Below are 16,267 nucleotides of genomic sequence, written 5' to 3'. Positions count from 1 at the left end.
GGCGCCCCGCCCGGGGCGGGTCCGTTCCGTACGGGCGCCCTACGCGCCGACCCGCACCAGCGCCAGGGTGATGTTGTCCGGCCCGCCGGCCTCGATCGCCGCCTTCCACAGCTCGAACGCCGCCCTGCCGTCCGAGCGGTCCGCCCCCTCGAACGACCGCTCCAGCAGCCCGGCCAGCTCCTCCTCGGGCACCGGGTCGGTCAGGCCGTCGCTGCACACCAGGTACCGGTCCCCGGTGGTCAGCGGTACGGCCCGGACGTGCGGCTCGACGAAGGTGAGCCCGAGCGAGCCGCCCAGGGTCTGGGTGACCACCGAGGTGGTGCGCCGTCCGGGTGGCAGCGGCGGGCTGTCGTCCACGCTCACCCGGCGCAGCCCGTCCCCGGTGATCCGGTAGACCCGGCTGTCGCCGACGTTGAAGGCCAGCGCCCACTCGGGCAGCAGCACCAGCCCGGCGACGGTGGTGCCCATCGCGGCGAGCTCCGGCTCCTCGGCGGCGGCCGCGTAGACGGCCCGGTTGCAGGCCAGGAGCTCCTCGCGGACGGCCTCCTCGCCGTCCAGCGCGCCCCCGTCGGCGGCGAGCCGGCGGGCGACCAGGGCACTGGCCACCTCGCCGCCGGGGTGGCCGCCCAGGCCGTCGGCGACCGCGATCACGCAGGGCGGGCCGAGCGGGAAGAGCAGGGTCTGCGGGTTGGTGGTCACGGTGGCGCAGAGCGTCCACGGCCCGACCGTGAGGCTGTCCTCGTTGTGCTCCCGCACCAGGCCCTCGTGGCTCAGCGCGCTCACCGCGATGTACGGACCCATCGTCCGCCGCCCTTCCGGAGCCTTCCCTGGCCGCCCGCGCCTTCCATTGTCGTCGCTGGGGAGGGGGGACGACGAGGGGGAGCGGGGGAGGGGGAATAACGGGCCCCACCCGGATGCTAAGGTGGTTGAAAGTTGGACTACCTGGGATGTGGTGATCAGCATGCAGTTCGGAATCTTCTCCGTCGGCGACGTGACGACCGACCCGACCACCGGCCGCACCCCGACCGAGCACGAGCGGATCAAGGCGATGGTCGCCATCGCCCGCAAGGCCGAGGAGGTCGGCCTGGACGTCTTCGCGACCGGCGAGCACCACAACCCGCCGTTCGTCCCCTCCTCGCCGACGACCATGCTCGGCTACATCGCCGCGCAGACCGACCGCATCATCCTCTCCACCTCGACCACGCTGATCACCACCAACGACCCGGTGAAGATCGCCGAGGACTTCGCGATGCTCCAGCACCTGGCCGAGGGCCGGGTGGACGTCATGATGGGCCGCGGCAACACCGGCCCGGTCTACCCCTGGTTCGGCCAGGACATCCGCCAGGGCATCCCGCTCGCGATCGAGAACTACGCGCTGCTGCACCAGCTGTGGCGCGAGGAGGTCGTCGACTGGCAGGGCCGCTTCCGCACCCCGCTCCAGGGCTTCACCTCCACCCCGCGCCCGCTGGACGACGTCCCGCCGTTCGTCTGGCACGGCTCGATCCGCAGCCCCGAGATCGCCGAGCAGGCCGCCTACTACGGTGACGGCTTCTTCGCGAACAACATCTTCTGGCCCAAGGAGCACTTCAAGAAGCTGATCAACCTCTACCGCGAGCGCTTCGCCCACTACGGCCACGGCACGCCCGAGCAGGCGGTCGTCGGCCTCGGCGGACAGGCGTTCATGCGGAAGAACTCCCAGGACGCGGTGCGCGAGTTCCGTCCGTACTTCGACAACGCGCCGGTGTACGGGCACGGGCCCTCGCTGGAGGAGTTCACCGAGCAGACCCCGCTGACCGTGGGCAGCCCGCAGGAGGTCATCGAGAAGACCCTGACCTTCCGCGAGTCCTTCGGCGACTACCAGCGCCAGCTGTTCCTGATGGACCACGCCGGCCTGCCGCTGAAGACGGTGCTGGAGCAGCTGGACCTGCTCGGCGAGGAGGTCGTGCCGGTGCTGCGCGAGGAGTTCGCCAAGGGCCGCCCGGCCGGGGTGCCGGACGGGCCGACCCACGCCGCGCTGGTCGCGGCCAAGGACGAGAAGGACGAGAACGCCGTGGAGGTGGCCAAGTGACCGCGTTCAAGCTGGTGGTGGTGAGTGCCGGGCTGAGCAAGCCGTCCTCGACCCGGCTGCTGGCCGACCGGCTCGCCGACTCGACGGTGCGCCGACTCGCCCTGGAGGGGCGGGAGGCGGAGGTCACCGTGGTCGAACTGCGGGACCTGGCGGTGGAGATCGCCAACAACCTCGTCACCGGCTTCCCCGGCGCCGGGCTGCGCGCCGCGATCGAGGCGGTCACGGAGGCGGACGCCCTGATCGCGGTGACGCCGATCTTCACGGCCTCGTACAGCGGCCTGTTCAAGTCCTTCTTCGACGTGGTCGACAACGACGCGCTCACCGGCAAGCCGGTGCTGATCGCCGCCACCGGCGGCACGCCCCGGCACTCGCTCGCCCTGGAGCACGCCGTCCGCCCGCTGTTCAGCTACCTGCGCGCGGTGGTGCTGCCGACGGCCGTCTACGCGGCCACCGACGACTGGGGCGCGGCGGGGGACGGGCTCACCGACGGCCTGCCGCGCCGGATCGACCGGGCGGCGGGCGAGCTGGCGGCCCTGCTGGCCGGGCGGGCCCCGGCGGCGCCGGCGCTGCCCGACCAGGTGGTGCCGTTCGCCGAGCAGCTGGCGGCCCTGCGGGTCTGAGCCGGCCTCGGCCCCCGGTCGAACGGCCCCGTCGGGACAGCCTCCCGGCGGGGCCGTTCGGCGCGTCCGCTCGGCGGGCCCGTCCGGTGAGCCCGTCCGGCGGGGTCGTCCGCCGATGCCGTTCGGATGCGCGTCGGCCGTGCCGGATTGTTCGCTTTGCGGTGTAATCATTCCCATGATCAGATTAGTGCTGGTCCGTCCCCCGTTCGGCGTCCCCGCACCGCGGCGGGGGCGGCTGCCGTGAGCCTGCTGCGGGAGAACCCCGTCCTCGCGCTGTTCGTCTGCCTGGCGCTCGGCTACCTGCTCGGCAAACTGCGCGTCGGGCCGATCCAACTAGGCGGAATCTGCGGCACGTTGATCGTCGCCATGCTGATCGGCAGTCGGCACGTCAGCGTCAACGCCGACGTCAAGAACGTCGCCTTCGCCCTGTTCATCTTCTCGCTCGGCTACATCGCGGGCCCCCAGTTCTTCGCCAACCTCAACGCCAAGGGCCTGCGCTTCGCGGTGCTCTGCGTCATGGAGGCGGTGCTGGTCGTCGGAATGGCCTACGGCATCGGCAAGGCCTTCGACCTGGACGTCGGCACCGCGGCCGGCATCCTGGCCGGGGCGGCCACCGAGTCGGCCGTGGTCGGCACCGCCCAGGAGGCGATCGCCAACCTCTCCGGCATCAGCGCCGACCAGTCCGCCCAGCTGCAGAACCACGTGGCCGCCGCCTACTCGGTCTGCTACCTCTTCGGCCTGGTCTCCATCGTGCTGCTGACCAGCCAGATCTTCCCGCTGGTCATGCGGATCAAGCTGCCCGAAGCCTCCCGGGAACTGTGGGAGGGGCTGCGCGGCGGCAAGGGCGCGCCGGCCGCCGACGAGCAGCCCGCACTGCCCCCGCTGGTCGGCCGTACCTACCTGGTCTCCCAGGGCGAGGGCTCGGCCATCGCCCGGGTCGAGGAGGTCCAGCCCGGCCTGGTCACCGTCGAGGGCGTCCGGCGGGACGGCCGCACCCTCCACCCCGACCGGGACTTCCGGCTGCGCCGCGGCGACCTCGTGCTGCTGGTCGGCCGCCGCGAGGCGGTCATCGACACCGGCCACGAACTGGGCCCGGAGACCTCCGGCGTGCCCGGCCTGGACAGCCCGCTGGTGGTCCGCGACATCGTCCTCACCAACCGGGACTTCGTCGGCCGGACGGCGGGGGAGCTGGCCGAGGAGCAGCCGTCCACGACCTCCGGGATCTACCTGACCGACATCCAGCGGGTCGACCAGCACCTGCCCGCGATCGCCGACACCGAGCTGCACCGCGGCGACACCGTGACCGTCACCGGCGCCCGTTCGGCCGTCGACCGGTTCGCCGCCAAGGCCGGCGTCGGCATCCGCAAGGATGCCATCGACTACATCTACATCAGCCTCGGCATCTGCGTCGGCGTGCTGATCGGCCTGGTCACCGTGCACGCCGGGAACGCCGCGCTCTCGCTCGGCACCGGCGGCGGCTGCCTGGTCTCCGGTCTGGTCTTCGGCTGGCTCCGGGCCCAGCGGCCCACCTTCGGGGCCTATCCGCCGGTCGCCGCGCAGACCGCCAAGGACCTCGGGCTCTCCGTCTTCATTGCGGTCACCGGCCTGGCCGCGGGCCCGGACGCGGCGGCGCTGCTCAAGGACCACCCGGTGCTGCTGCCGCTGTCCGGCATCCTCATGGTCACCGTCCCGGCCGTGCTCTCGCTGTTCGTCGGCCGCAAGCTGCTGAGGATCGAGCCGCCGATCCTGGTCGGCGCCATCGCCGGCCAGCAGTGCAGCACCCCGGCGATCACCGCCGTCACCAACGTCGCGCAGAGCAGCATCCCGATGCTGGGCTACACGATCACCTACACCATCTCCAACTTCCTGCTCCCGCTCACCGGACCGATCCTGGTCGGCATGCTGGGTAGCTGACATGACGGACCGTCACATCATCGCGTCGAGCGCCGGCGCCGCCGCCGTGCGGCGAGGAGGGCCGTCCGGGGCGCCGCCGCCGTCGCCCTGCCGGGCCGAACGCCCGTCTTCCCGAGGAGAGTCGAGAACGCCATGACGAAGCCCACGACCGGCCGCGAGGAGATCCGCCGACTGGCCCGGCTCAGCCCCTTCGAGCTCAAGGCCGAGTTCGTCCGGCTCGCCGAGGCCTACCAGCGCGACGAGCCCGGGCAGAAGGGCAAGTCCACCGCCCACATGCTCAACGCCGGTCGCGGCAACCCGAACTGGGTCTGCACCGGCCCCCGCGAGGCCTGCCTCGCGCTCGGCCACTTCGCGCTGGCGGAGAGCCGCCGGGTCTGGACCGCCGACGACCTCGGCGGCATGCCGGAGCGGTCCGGCATCGCCGGCCGCTTCGACGCCTTCGTCCGCAGCCACCCCGGGCTTCCCGGCATCGAGCTGCTCCGGCGCAGCGTCGAACTCGCCGTCGACCGCTTCGGGTTCGAGCGCGAGGCCTTCCTCCACGAGCTCGCCGACGCGAGCATCGGCGACAACTACCCCGTCCCCGACCGGATGCTGGTGCACGCCGAGCAGATCGTCCGCGGCTACCTCCAGGAGGAGCTGATGGACCGGCGGCCCCCGTCGCCGCAGCAGCCCGAGCTGTTCGCCACCGAGGGCGGCACCGCCGCGATGTGCTACGTCTTCGACTCGCTGACGAAGAACGGCCTGCTGCACAAGGGCGACCGGATCGCCCTGATGGTGCCGGTGTTCACCCCGTACATCGAGATCCCCGAACTGGACACCTACGGCTTCGAGGTGGTCCGGATCCAGGCCGACAAGCTGGTCGAGACCGGGGTGCGGGAGTGGCGCTACCCGGCGGACGAGGTCGCCAAGCTGGCCGACCCCGGGATCAGGCTGGTCTGCCTGGTCAACCCGAGCAACCCGCCCTCCCTGGCGCTGTCCCGGCAGGTCACCGACCAGATCAAGCAGATCGTGGCCACCACCAACCCCGACCTGATGATCGTCACCGACGACGTGTACGGCACCTTCGTGGACGGCTTCCGCACCCTGGCCGCCGAACTGCCCCGCAACACCCTGCTCGTCTACTCGTACTCCAAGCACTACGGCGCCACCGGCCACCGCCTCGGGGTGATCGGCCTGGACCGGGACAACGTGATCGACGACCTGATCGCCGCCCTCCCCGCGGAGTGGAAGGAGCGCCTCGCGCGCCGGTACGGCACGCTGAGCCTGGAACCCGGGAAGCTCCGCTTCATCGACCGGCTGGTCGCCGACTCCCGGCAGGTCGCGCTCAACCACACCGCCGGGCTCAGCCTGCCGCAGCAGGCCCAGATGGTGCTCTTCTCGCTGTTCGCGCTGCTGCCCGAGGGCAAGGCGTACAAGGCGCGGGTGCAGGGCATCGTCCGCCGGCGGCTCGACCTGCTGATGGAGGGCTCCGGAATGAAGATCGCGGACGACCCCGGGCGGGCCGGCTACTACGTCGAGCTCGACCTGCTGGCCGAGGCCGAACGGGTCGCGGGCAAGGACTTCGCGACCTTCCTGGAGAAGAACTACGAGCCCACCGAACCGCTGTTCCGGCTCGCCGAGCAGACCGGCGTGGTGCTGCTCAACGGCGGCGGCTTCGACGGGCCCGAATGGTCCGTCCGGGTCTCGCTGGCGAACCTCGACGACCTCGACTACCTGAAGATCGGGCACCACCTCAAGCAGATCTTCGCGGACTACCGCGCCGAGTGGGACGCCTCCCGGGCGTCCTGAGAAAAGCCACGACGACGAGGAGATCCACCACCATGCAGGCCGAATCGCAAGCCGTCCTCTCCCCGCTGACCAGCGCGGCCGTCTTCCTGGTCCTCACCGTCGAACCCGGCCGCGAGGCCGCCGTCCGCGACCTGCTGCCCGAACTCGCCGGACTGCGCCGCGCGGTCGGCTTCCGGGCCCCCGAGGGCGGCCTCACCTGCGTCACCGGCATCGGCTCCGAGCTCTGGGACCGCCTCTTCACCGGCCCCCGCCCGGCCTCCCTGCACCCCTTCCAGGAGGTCGCCGGCCCCCGCCACCGCGCCCCGGCCACCCCCGGCGACCTGCTGCTGCACCTGCGGGCCGAGCGGATGGACCTCTGCTTCGAACTGGCCGCGCAGCTCACCGGCCGGCTCGCCGGGGCCGCCACCGTCGTCGACTCCGTCCAGGGCTTCAAGTACTTCGAGGACCGCGACCTGCTCGGCTTCGTCGACGGCACCGAGAACCCGGAGGGCCGGGCCGCCGAACGCGCGGCCCTGGTCGGCGCCGAGGACCCGGGGTTCACCGGCGGCAGCTACGTCCTCGTCCAGCGGTACGTGCACGCCATGGACAAGTGGAACGCGCTGAGCGTCGAGCAGCAGGAGGGGGCGGTCGGCCGCACCAAACTCGACGACATCGAACTGTCCGACGACGCCAAACCCGCCGACTCGCACGTGGCACTCACCGTCATCACCGGCCCGGACGGCGAGGAACGGAAGATCGTCCGCTTCAACATGCCGTACGGCACCTTCGGCTCCGCGGACCGCGGCGGCGAGTCCGGCACCTACTTCATCGGCTACGCGGCCGACCCCGGGGTGACCGAGCAGATGCTGCGCAACATGGTCGTCGGCAACCCGCCCGGCACCACCGACCGGCTGCTCGACTTCTCCACCGCCGTCACCGGCGGGCTGTTCTTCGTCCCGACCGCCGACTTCCTCGACTCCCCGCCCCCGGCGCCCGGCTCCGCCCCCGCGTCCGCCGCCCGCTCCGGGGACGGCTCGCTCGGCATCGGCAGCCTCAAGCAGACCCCCTGACAGACCCCCTGAACAGGACCCCGCCCATGGACAACCTCCACCGCGACCTCGCCCCGATCTCCGCCGCCGCCTGGGAGGAGATCGAGGAGGAGGCCCGCCAGACCTTCAAGCTCCACATCGCCGGCCGCCGCGTCGTCGACCTCAACGGCCCCGAGGGCGCCACCCTCGCCGCCGTCGGCACCGGCCACCTGACCGCCATCGACCCCCCGACGGACGGCATCCAGGCCCGCGCCCGCACCGCCCAGCCGGTGGTCGAGCTACGCGTCCCCTTCACCGTCCGCCGCGACGCCGTGGACGACGTCGAACGCGGCTCCCGGGACTCCGACTGGCAACCCGTGAAGGACGCGGGCCGCAAGCTCGCCCTGGCCGAGGACCGCGCCGTCTTCGAGGGCTACCGCGCGGCCTCCATCGACGGCATCCGCGCCGCCTCCACCAACCCGCCGGTCCAACTCCCCGAGGACGTCCGCGAATACCCGGAGGCCGTCAGCCGCGCCCTCACCGCCCTCCGCCTGGCCGGAGTCGGCGGCCCCTACTCACTCCTGCTCGGCGCCGCCGCCTTCACCGCCGTCAACGAGACCAGCGATAACGGCTATCCGGTCCACAACCACCTCACCCGCCTCCTGGACGGCGAGATCATCTGGGCCCCGGCCATCGAAGGCGCCTACCTGCTCTCCACCCGAGGCGGCGACTTCGAACTCCACCTCGGCCAGGACGCCTCCGTGGGCTACCTCTCCCACGATGCCGAAACGATTCAGCTCTACCTTCAGGAGACGCTGACGTTCCGCGTGTACACGGGAGAGGCGGCCGTCGTCCTACGCGGCTAGCACCAGATCGCGATCGATTCGAGGAACTGGCAATCCGTGTGGGTGGTGTGCATGAACATGTTCATTTGGTTCGTACTTTCTAGGTTTGCTCGATCATTTTGGATCCCCGGGTGAATGAAGTCAATCAGATGACTGCGCGATGATCAAACCGGAATCCGAAAGGCACACCTGTGTTCGGTAGTGTGCGATTATCGGACTATTCTGATCCAAGTTCGGCGATCGCCGATCGAGCTCGCTCGGCCTCGTCCTCGATGTCGACCTGCTCGGCTAGGGCGAGGGCCGCTGTCAGGTGCGTGAGGGCGGCAGGCGGGTTTCCGGCTGCCGTCTCGTAGTGGCCCAGACCGCGCAGTGCGGCCGCCTCCTCGCGGGCGGCACCGATGGAACGCGCCAGCTCAAGGGCGAGCGTGTGCTGCTCCAGCGCCTCCTCGATCCGGCCGGCGGCGAGCAGGCACTGGCCGAGACCGTTGCGGCCGGCGGCCTCGTGGCGGACGGTGCCGGTTTCACGGAAAGTCGTCAGGGCCGACCGGTACAGCGCGAGTGCGCTATCGAGCTCTTCGGGAACTTCCATTGTCTCGGCGAGATTTGTGCGGGCGATGGACAGTTCCAACTGAGGGACGATGCCATCGCCGAAATTCAGAATGCGTTCGAATATGCCCCGGGCCAAATAATCCCGCCCGGCACTGAGGTGTACCTCTCCGATGTTGTTCAGCGTCCGGAATTCGAGGAGCCGGTCACCGAAGGTTCGGGCCAGCGATAATGCGTTTTCGTAGACTGTGAGTGCTGATGCCTCGTCCCCTAGTGACCGGTGCAGAATCCCGATGTTGACCAGGCAGCGGGCGATGTTCCACTGGTCATTCTGCTCCTCTCGAATGGCCAGTACTTCTTGTAGGATCGCCAGGGCTTCGTGGAGCCGGGTCCGGTCCCAGTGCAGTCGGCCGAGCAGGTTGAGGGCGTTCGCCGCCGCGTCCAGGTCGCCCTCCGCCCGGGCGAGGCCGAGTCCGCGTTCGAGGGCCTCGGTCGCGGGCTCGTATCGGGAGGCGTTGGCGAGCGTTGCGCCCAGATCGATCAGGGCCCGGGCTTCCTGTCGATCGTTCGCCTGCGACCGCCAGTGGGCCACGGCTGCCCGGTGCAGGTCCTGGGCCTCGCTCCAGTACGCCTCGGCGTCCAGGTGGCCGGCCAGGACGTGGGTGAGCCAGGCGCCGCGCTCGGCGAGTCCGACCCGGGGTGCGTGCGCAATCAGGGCTATCAGTCCGGCGTGTTCGGCATCCATCCAAGTCCGGGCGGATTCAGGTGACTTCAGATCGATATGGCACAACAGGTCTGCCATGTAGCCGAGTTGTTGATCGTCGGGAAGTCTGGTTCTCGATCTGTGCGGGTAGAGCAGGAGGTCCGCGCGGTCGGCGGCGTGCAAGGAGAAGCGGAGAAGTCGCTCGGCCGCCGCCTCCCGTTGATTCTCTTCCAGTCCCAAGACTTCCGCGAACTCGCGTAGAAGATCGTGCAGTTCATAGCGGTCGGGCGAAATCTCGATGATCAGGTGGCTGTTCAACAACGCCTCCAGGATCTCGTCCGTTTCGTCGATCTTCCAGCCGAACAGGGCCGCAGCCGCAGGTACGCCGAAGTCCGGTCCCGGATAGAGCGCGAGCAGGCGGAAGGCCAGTCGCTGCCTGCCGGAGAGATAGCGGTACGACAGCTCGAAGACCTGGGCGATGCTGGCCGAGTTGGCGCGGATCTCCGCGAGCCGACCGTGCTTGCGGGAGAGCCGCCGGGCGAGGTGGCCCAAGGTCCAGGACGGGCGTGCCTTGAAGCGGCTCGCGGCCAGTTCGATCGCGAGGGGCAGATGGCCGCAGCGCTCGACGATGTCGATGATGCGTTCGGTGTCCGTCGAACGCTCGGGGCCGACCACGTTGGTGAACAGGGCCACGGCGTCGTCCACTGTCAGCACGTCCAGGAACACCGGCCGGGCGTCCGGGAGCTCCGTCAGCCGCTGGCGACTGGTGACGAGTACCAGGGCGGACGGGGCGGGCGGCAGCAGCGGGCGGACCTGAGCGGCGTTCGAGGCGTCGTCGAGGATGACGACGGCGCGGCGCGAGGACAGCGCCTCGGCGCACAGCGCGAAGACCTCGTCGGCGTCGAGCGGGATGGTGCTGGCGGGCACTCCCAGGCGTCTGAGCAGCAGGGCGCCTGCGGCCTCCGGGGTGAGCGGCGGCTGGTTGCCGACGTGGGCGCGCAGGTTGAGGTAGACGTAGCCGTCCGGGAAGTGCTCGCGCATCAGGTCGGCGGCGTGCAGGGCGAGGGTGGTCTTGCCGACCCCGGGCATGCCGAGGATCGCCGAGACGGTGACGACGCCGCCGCGGGCGAGCCGGGTGTCAGGGCCGGGCAGGACGTGGCGGAGGTCGTCCTCCCGGCCGATCAGCCGGTGCCGCCCGGGGATGTCGGCGGGCGGTACGGCCTGGGGGGCGGGGGTCAGTGCGGCCTCGTTCCGTACCGGCGGCCCAGGGAGCGGGTCGCCGTGCAGGATGAGCTGGTGGAGGCGGGTGAGCGGTTCGCCGGGCTCGGTGGCGAAGTGGGCTCGGAGCAGTCGGGCGACGGCGGGGTAGACGGCCAGCGCGTCGGTCTGTCGGCCGACGGCGTAGAGCGCGGTCATCAGGTGGCCGGCGAGGCGTTCGTCGGTGGGGCGGTGCTCGCGCAGGGCGGTGAGTTCGGGGATCAGTTCGGCGAAGTGGCCGATGCGCAGGTCGATCTCGATCCGGCGCAGCGTGGTGGTGAAGTGCTGGTCGGCCATGGCGGCGCGGGTGTTCTGGGCCCAGGTGCCGGGCAGGCCGGCCAGGGGTTCGCCGCACCACAGGTTGGTGGCGCGGCTGAGCACGGTTCTGGCCTGGTGGTCCTGTCCGTTCTCGGCGAGTAGTCCGGCTTGGTCGGAGAGGTCCAGATATCGGTGCCAGTCAATCAGCAGTGGGTCCGCCCGCAGAATGTACGTGTGCGATTGGGTGTCGATCGTGGGCACGTCCCCGGTGGCATTCGCCCCCGAGGCCTGCGCCGCCCGCCGCAGTAGTGCGCGCAGGTGGGAGACGTGACTGTAGAGGCTGGTCAGTGCGCTGGGCGGAGGTTCCTCGCCCCACAGTCGGTATGCGAGCGAGTCGTGGGAGAGCGGCCTTCCGACCTCCAGGGCCAGGGCGGCCAGCAGTTGCCGTCGCTTGTCGGACGGAATCGCCAATGGCTCTCCGTTCACCGACAGTTCAACTGAACCGAGGAGATGAACCTTCATCGTGACGTCCCCCGCCGGTTGGCTACCAGCTTGCTGTGTCGCGGGTGAGCATCGCATGCGTCCGGGGCAACCGGCTATACCACTGTGGGGTTCCAGGGCCGTACTTTTGGGAATAATCTCGACTTGACGATACGTCATGTGATAGCGCCGCACCGATAATTCGTCCGAGGCTGGGGGGCCAGTGACAGGATCGACCGTGCTCGGCGGGTGCCCGTGAACGACGTCAACCTGCCGTACGGAGTGGTACGGAACTCGCTGGCCGGTGCCGCGACGGTCTCCGGCCCGGTGGTGCAGGCCGGCGCGATCCACGGCGGGTTGCACCTGCACGGGTCGTCGGCGTTGCCGACGCCGCGGCAACTCCCGCCCTGCCCTCGCAGGTTGGTGGGGCGGGAAGCCGATCTGGAGGCGCTGGACGATTCCTTGGCCGTCGAGGCGGCGTCGGCCGACGTCACCGTGGTGGTGACCGGTCCGGCCGGGGTCGGGAAGACGGCGCTGGCCGCGCAGTGGCTTCGTGGCCTGGCCGGCCGTTTCCCGGACGGCCAGCTCTACGCGGACCTGCGCGGTTACGCACCCGGAGGCCCCGCCGACCCCGCCGAGGCCCTGGGCGGCTTCCTGCGGGCCTTCGGGGTCTCCCCGGTGCCCGGGAGCATGGCGGAGGGTGCCGCGCTGTGGCGCTCGCTGGCGGCGGGGCGCCGGATCGCGGTGCTGTTGGACAACGCCTCGACGGCCGCCCAGGTGCGGCCGCTGCTGCCCGGTTCGGACCACACGGTGGTCGTGGTGACCAGCCGCCGCCGGCTCACCGGGCTCGGCATCGACGGCGCGGTGTTCCGGTCCTTGGGCCCGCTCGCCACGGAGGCCTCCGCCGAGATCCTTGCCGAGCGGGTCGGCCGGAGCCGGGTGGTGGACGAGAGCGATGCCGCCGCCGAGGTGGTGGACGCCTGTGGCGGGCTGCCGTTGGCGATCTGCCTGGCGGCCGCGCGGATCGCGGCCCGCCCGGTGCAGTCGCTCGCCGCGACGGCCGAGATCCTGGGGCGCGGCGCCGACCGCCTCGGGGCGTTGCACGCGGACGGCGAGGCGGTGCGGGACCTGCTGGACGCCTCCTACGACGTGCTGCAGCCGGATGCGGCCCGGTTGTACGGACTGCTCGGACTGCTGCCGTTCGCCGAGTTCACCGTGGAGGCGGCCGCCGTGGTGGCGGACGTGGACCGGGTGGCGGCGGACCGGCTGCTGGACGAACTGATGGACGTCCACCTGCTGGAGGAGGTGCTGCCCGGCCGGTTCCGCTTCCACGACCTGGTCCGGCTGCACGCCCAAGGGCACGGCGCCGGACTTCGCGACTCCCAGGTCGGCCGCGCCGCCACCGACAGGATCGTCGACTGGTACCTCGCCTCGACGACCGCCGCCGAGGCGGTCGTCTCCCCGAGCCACCGCACGCTGCCGCGCGAGTACCGGACCCTGCCGGTGCACCCGGCCCGGGAGTTCGCCGACGACACGCAGGCGCTCGGCTGGCTCGACGAGGAGCGCGACCGCCTCGCCGACCTGCTGCGCTGGGCGCCCGCCTGCGGCCGGAACGCCGCCACCTGGCAACTCGCCGACGCCATGTGGCCGTTGTTCCTCCGGCTGCGTCCGGCCAGGCTCTGGGTCGAGGCCCACCGGATCGGCCTGCGTGCGGCCCGGGCGGACGGCGACCGCCGTGGCGAGCTGCGCATGCTCACCTCCGGCGGGAACGGTCTGCGGAACGCCGGCGAGGCGGCCGAGGCGGCTCGTTGGTTCAATGAAGCACTCGACCTCGCGGGGGAGTTGGCGCAGCCGCTGGCACAGGCCGACGCGCTGTACGGGCTCAGCCAGACTCACCGGATGACCGGGCGTCTGGACGAGGCCGCCGACTGTCTGCGCGAGGTGGTCCGGATCCGGGAGGCCCAGGACTACCTGCGGGGCTCGGCACTGGCCCGGCTGGCGCACGGAGAGGTGCTGTTGCTCGCGGACCGGGCGGCGGAGGCCGTCACCTCCATCGAGCGGGCGCACCGCGAGTTGGCCTCGATCGGGGACGACTACGAGGCGGCCCGGGCGATCGCCTTCCTCGGGGTGGCCCATACGACGCTGGGCGGGTACGACCGTGCCGACCGCTGCCTCCAGGAGGCGCTGGCCGGCTTCCGGGCCCGGCTGTCGGGGCATTGGGAGGCCCGGACGCTGGAGTTCGCCGGAGAGCTGGAGGAGCGGCGCGGCCGCCCCGCCGCCGCGCGCGCCCGGTTCGAGGAGTCGCTGGCCCGCTACCGGGAACTCGCCGCGACGGCGGAGGCGGCCCGACTGGCCGACCGCCTCGCCGCCTACGACACGGACTCCGGCCCCCCGGCTACACCCGGCCGCCCGGCCGGTCCACGGCCCTGAAACAGGACCGCGGGAACACGGGGGAATGCCATCCGAGCACGTCGACCCGGGCCAGTTCGGCCAGCCGGCGGCCGAGCGTGAGCCAGGCGTGGGCCATCGAGCCGACGGCCAGCGGCGGGACCGCTTCGCCGGCCGCCCGGGCCGGCTGCAGGACCAGCGGCGCCCCGTCCCGGGCCAGGAGCAGCAGTGCTCCGGCGCGGTGCTCGGCGGTGGCCAGCGCACAGCCCGGGTAGGTGGCCAGGACCACCTTGAGCCGGGCGAGGACGCCGTCTGTCGTCAGCCGTCCGGCGTGCAGCACGTCCGCCTGGTGGCGCCAGCGTGCCGCCGAGGTCCGGGTGAGGTCGAGCGCGAGGTGCTCGTCCACGTATCCGGGACCGGCCGCTGCGGGCCCGGCTCCGGCGGGCAGTTCCGCCGCCAGCAGCCCGTGCACGGTGCCGACGGCCGAACTCACCTGTGCCTCGAACAGCACCGCGGTCCGTCGGACGTCCATCGGCCCGGCCCCCGGAGCGGCCCCGGTCTCCGCCCGAGCGGGCCGTTCCACCCCGGTGGGCCCGGTCGCCCCCGCGACCGGCGCCAGCCGCACCCTGTGCACCGCCGCGCTCATCCGTCCCGCCGCGACCCGGCCGCCGCGATCGCGTCCAGCGGGTCGGGCAGGTGCAGCGGCTCCGGGCCCGGGATGTGGGCGGGCTGGCCCAGCCTGAGGACGCGGTACAGCAACCGACGGGCGTTGCGGTCGAAGCGGCCGGGCTCGGAACTGATCCGGGCGGCGATGGCGGCGTACTCCTCCGGGCGGTACTGCTCGGCGGCGTAGCCGAGCTGGTCGACGAGGGGGTGTCCGGGGGCGAGTGCCGGAGCGGTGGCGGCCAGCTGGGCGGCCGGCGACCGCGGGTTGACGTGGCGGTGGGGGTACTCGGCGAGCAGGACGGGAGCGCCGGTCATCGCTCCGTACAGGGTGACCGAGCCGTGGTCCCCGATGATGAAGTCGGCGGCGACGAGCAGCGGCCGCCAGTCCGTCTCGGGCGGGATGACCGTGACGGCCCCGCGTGCGGTGGCCCTCGCCCAGGAGTGCACGGCGTAGGAGCCGTGCGCGGCCGCGATGTTGGGGTGCGTCAGCAGGACGGTCCGGTAGCCGTGCTGGGGCAACTCGGAGGTCAGCCGGGGCAGCACGGCGTCGAGCCGGGTGAAGAGCGAGCCGTTGCCCCAGGTGGAGGAGACCAGCACCAGCTTCTCCTCCGGCCGCAGTCCCAGTGCTGCCCGGTAGCGCTCCCGGTACGGCACCGCGGCGGCGATCCGGTCGTAGCAGGGGTCGCCCACCACTTCGGCGATCGGGACGGCCTCCGGGCAGGTGCGCCGGAGTTCGAGCAGTTCCTCCTCGTGGGCGAGCGCGAAGGAGGCGGGGACGAGCCGCCCCTCCCAGCACAGGTAGTCCGGGCCGAGGCCGATGGCCGCCCGCTCGCCGTCCGGCGTGCTGCGCCGGGACAGTTTGATGTTGCCGGCGCCGTGAGGCAGCCGGACGACCGGGCCGTGCAACTGCTCCATCCCCTGGGAGCCGGCGGCCAGGATCAGGTCGAACTCCTGCCGGACGGCCTGCTCCCACGGCAGGACCGTGCCGCCCAGTGCCCGGAGGACCTCCGTGGCGCCCCTGTTGAACACGTGCGGTGCCACCGTGAACTGCACGTGGACCCGCAGGTCCGAGGCGAGCAGCGAGTAGAAGTCGTGGAGCCGTTTCGCGTACACCATGGTCTGGGCGACCACCAGCACCTCCTTGCGGTCCTGCAGCGTCTCCCACGGCCCGTTGTTGCTCCAGGCCGTGCTGCCGCGTTTCCCGCGGGGTGGCGTGGTGTCCTGTTCCCCGTGTACCAAGGTCATCCTTCTCCCCCTCCTTGATCCCAGGTCCGGCCCTCGACGGGCCCCGTGGCCGATGGTCCCCGGACGCCCTGGCGGAATCCATGAGGGGATCTGGCGGGTGCTTGCGGAAACCTTGTGTCCGCTTTCCGCGCCCGTTCGTCCGGCCCCGGGAGCGGGAAGGGTACTGAGTTCCTTTACGAGGGGTACTGAGTGCCGTATTCTCTCCGTGGAGCCTCTGACGCCAGTCGACGGGAGTCGACACGGTCTGCCGGTCCAGGTGGCGCTTGCGGTGCGCGGGTCGTGCCCGGGCCGGACTTGGCACTCAGTACCCTCGGCATGCCTGAGGCCATGGATCAGTGCACCCGTGCACCCGTGACAGGAGAACCGCTCATGAGCTTGAGGATCGTCGTCTGTGTGAAGCACGTCCCGGACGCGACGGGTGACCGTCGTTTCGCGGACGACCACACCACCGACCGGGAGGGTGTGGACGGCCTCCTGTCGGA

11 protein-coding genes and 1 pseudogene are annotated in these 16,267 nt (G+C 71.5%); 8 read left to right on the top strand and 4 right to left on the bottom strand.

What is annotated here, in order from left to right:
* Positions 1-39: 39 nt before the first annotated feature.
* Positions 40-801, bottom strand: a complete 762-nt coding sequence (locus tag ACLWS4_RS21635) for a PP2C family protein-serine/threonine phosphatase (protein WP_416874944.1) — start codon at positions 799-801, stop codon at positions 40-42.
* A 160-nt stretch (positions 802-961) separates the two neighbouring features.
* Between ACLWS4_RS21635 and ACLWS4_RS21630 the strand changes: the two genes are divergently transcribed.
* The 6 genes from ACLWS4_RS21630 to ACLWS4_RS21605 all read left to right on the top strand — a co-directional run bounded on the left by ACLWS4_RS21630 (position 962) and on the right by ACLWS4_RS21605 (position 8,263).
* A complete protein-coding gene (locus ACLWS4_RS21630; protein WP_049651495.1) occupies positions 962-2,068 on the top strand; it encodes an LLM class flavin-dependent oxidoreductase in 1,107 nt (368 codons plus the stop codon).
* Positions 2,065-2,688 carry an FMN reductase gene (locus ACLWS4_RS21625; protein ID WP_074002300.1) on the top strand — a complete coding sequence of 208 codons (624 nt, stop codon included), beginning with the start codon at positions 2,065-2,067 and terminating at the stop codon, positions 2,686-2,688. Before ACLWS4_RS21630 ends, ACLWS4_RS21625 begins: the two co-directional genes overlap by 4 nt.
* Before the next feature lie 240 nt (positions 2,689-2,928).
* Positions 2,929-4,602, top strand: coding sequence for an aspartate-alanine antiporter (gene aspT, locus ACLWS4_RS21620; RefSeq protein WP_387966352.1), 1,674 nt, complete (start codon positions 2,929-2,931; stop codon positions 4,600-4,602).
* Positions 4,603-4,734: 132 nt separating this feature from the next.
* Positions 4,735-6,390, top strand: coding sequence for a bifunctional aspartate transaminase/aspartate 4-decarboxylase (locus ACLWS4_RS21615; RefSeq protein ID WP_416874943.1), 1,656 nt, complete (start codon positions 4,735-4,737; stop codon positions 6,388-6,390).
* Positions 6,391-6,422: 32 nt separating this feature from the next.
* A complete protein-coding gene (locus ACLWS4_RS21610; RefSeq protein ID WP_416874942.1) occupies positions 6,423-7,439 on the top strand; it encodes a Dyp-type peroxidase in 1,017 nt (338 codons plus the stop codon).
* 26 nt (positions 7,440-7,465) lie between these two features.
* On the top strand, positions 7,466-8,263 hold the full coding sequence (locus tag ACLWS4_RS21605; RefSeq protein ID WP_416874941.1) for a family 1 encapsulin nanocompartment shell protein: 798 nt from the start codon (positions 7,466-7,468) through the stop codon (positions 8,261-8,263).
* 196 nt (positions 8,264-8,459) lie between these two features.
* Here the strand turns inward: ACLWS4_RS21605 and ACLWS4_RS21600 are convergent, their stop codons facing one another.
* The gene (locus ACLWS4_RS21600) at positions 8,460-11,477 is read right to left on the bottom strand and encodes a tetratricopeptide repeat protein (RefSeq protein WP_416874940.1); all 3,018 of its coding nucleotides are present in this window, start codon (positions 11,475-11,477) and stop codon (positions 8,460-8,462) included.
* Between the two features lie 258 nt (positions 11,478-11,735).
* Between ACLWS4_RS21600 and ACLWS4_RS21595 the strand changes: the two genes are divergently transcribed.
* On the top strand, positions 11,736-13,916 hold the full coding sequence (locus ACLWS4_RS21595) for an ATP-binding protein (protein WP_416874939.1): 2,181 nt from the start codon (positions 11,736-11,738) through the stop codon (positions 13,914-13,916).
* Here the strand turns inward: ACLWS4_RS21595 and ACLWS4_RS21590 are convergent.
* Together ACLWS4_RS21590 and ACLWS4_RS21585 are read right to left on the bottom strand one after the other, a co-directional pair.
* Complete coding sequence (locus ACLWS4_RS21590; RefSeq protein WP_416874938.1) at positions 13,882-14,406, bottom strand: hypothetical protein; 525 nt, start codon at positions 14,404-14,406, stop codon at positions 13,882-13,884. The two genes, ACLWS4_RS21595 and ACLWS4_RS21590, sit on opposite strands and share 35 nt — an antisense overlap.
* A 110-nt stretch (positions 14,407-14,516) precedes the next feature.
* Entirely contained in the window at positions 14,517-15,785 is a 1,269-nt protein-coding gene (locus ACLWS4_RS21585; protein ID WP_416874937.1) for a hypothetical protein, read from the bottom strand.
* 369 nt (positions 15,786-16,154) lie between these two features.
* Here ACLWS4_RS21585 and ACLWS4_RS21580 point away from each other — a divergent pair.
* Positions 16,155-16,267: pseudogene (locus ACLWS4_RS21580) on the top strand (electron transfer flavoprotein subunit beta); the annotation flags it as partial.

The organism is Kitasatospora sp. SC0581 (assembly GCF_048159585.1).
Classification (GTDB): Bacteria; Actinomycetota; Actinomycetes; order Streptomycetales; family Streptomycetaceae; genus Kitasatospora.
Note: the sequence above shows the minus strand (reverse complement) of the source record. Positions and strands in the feature narration are given on the sequence as shown.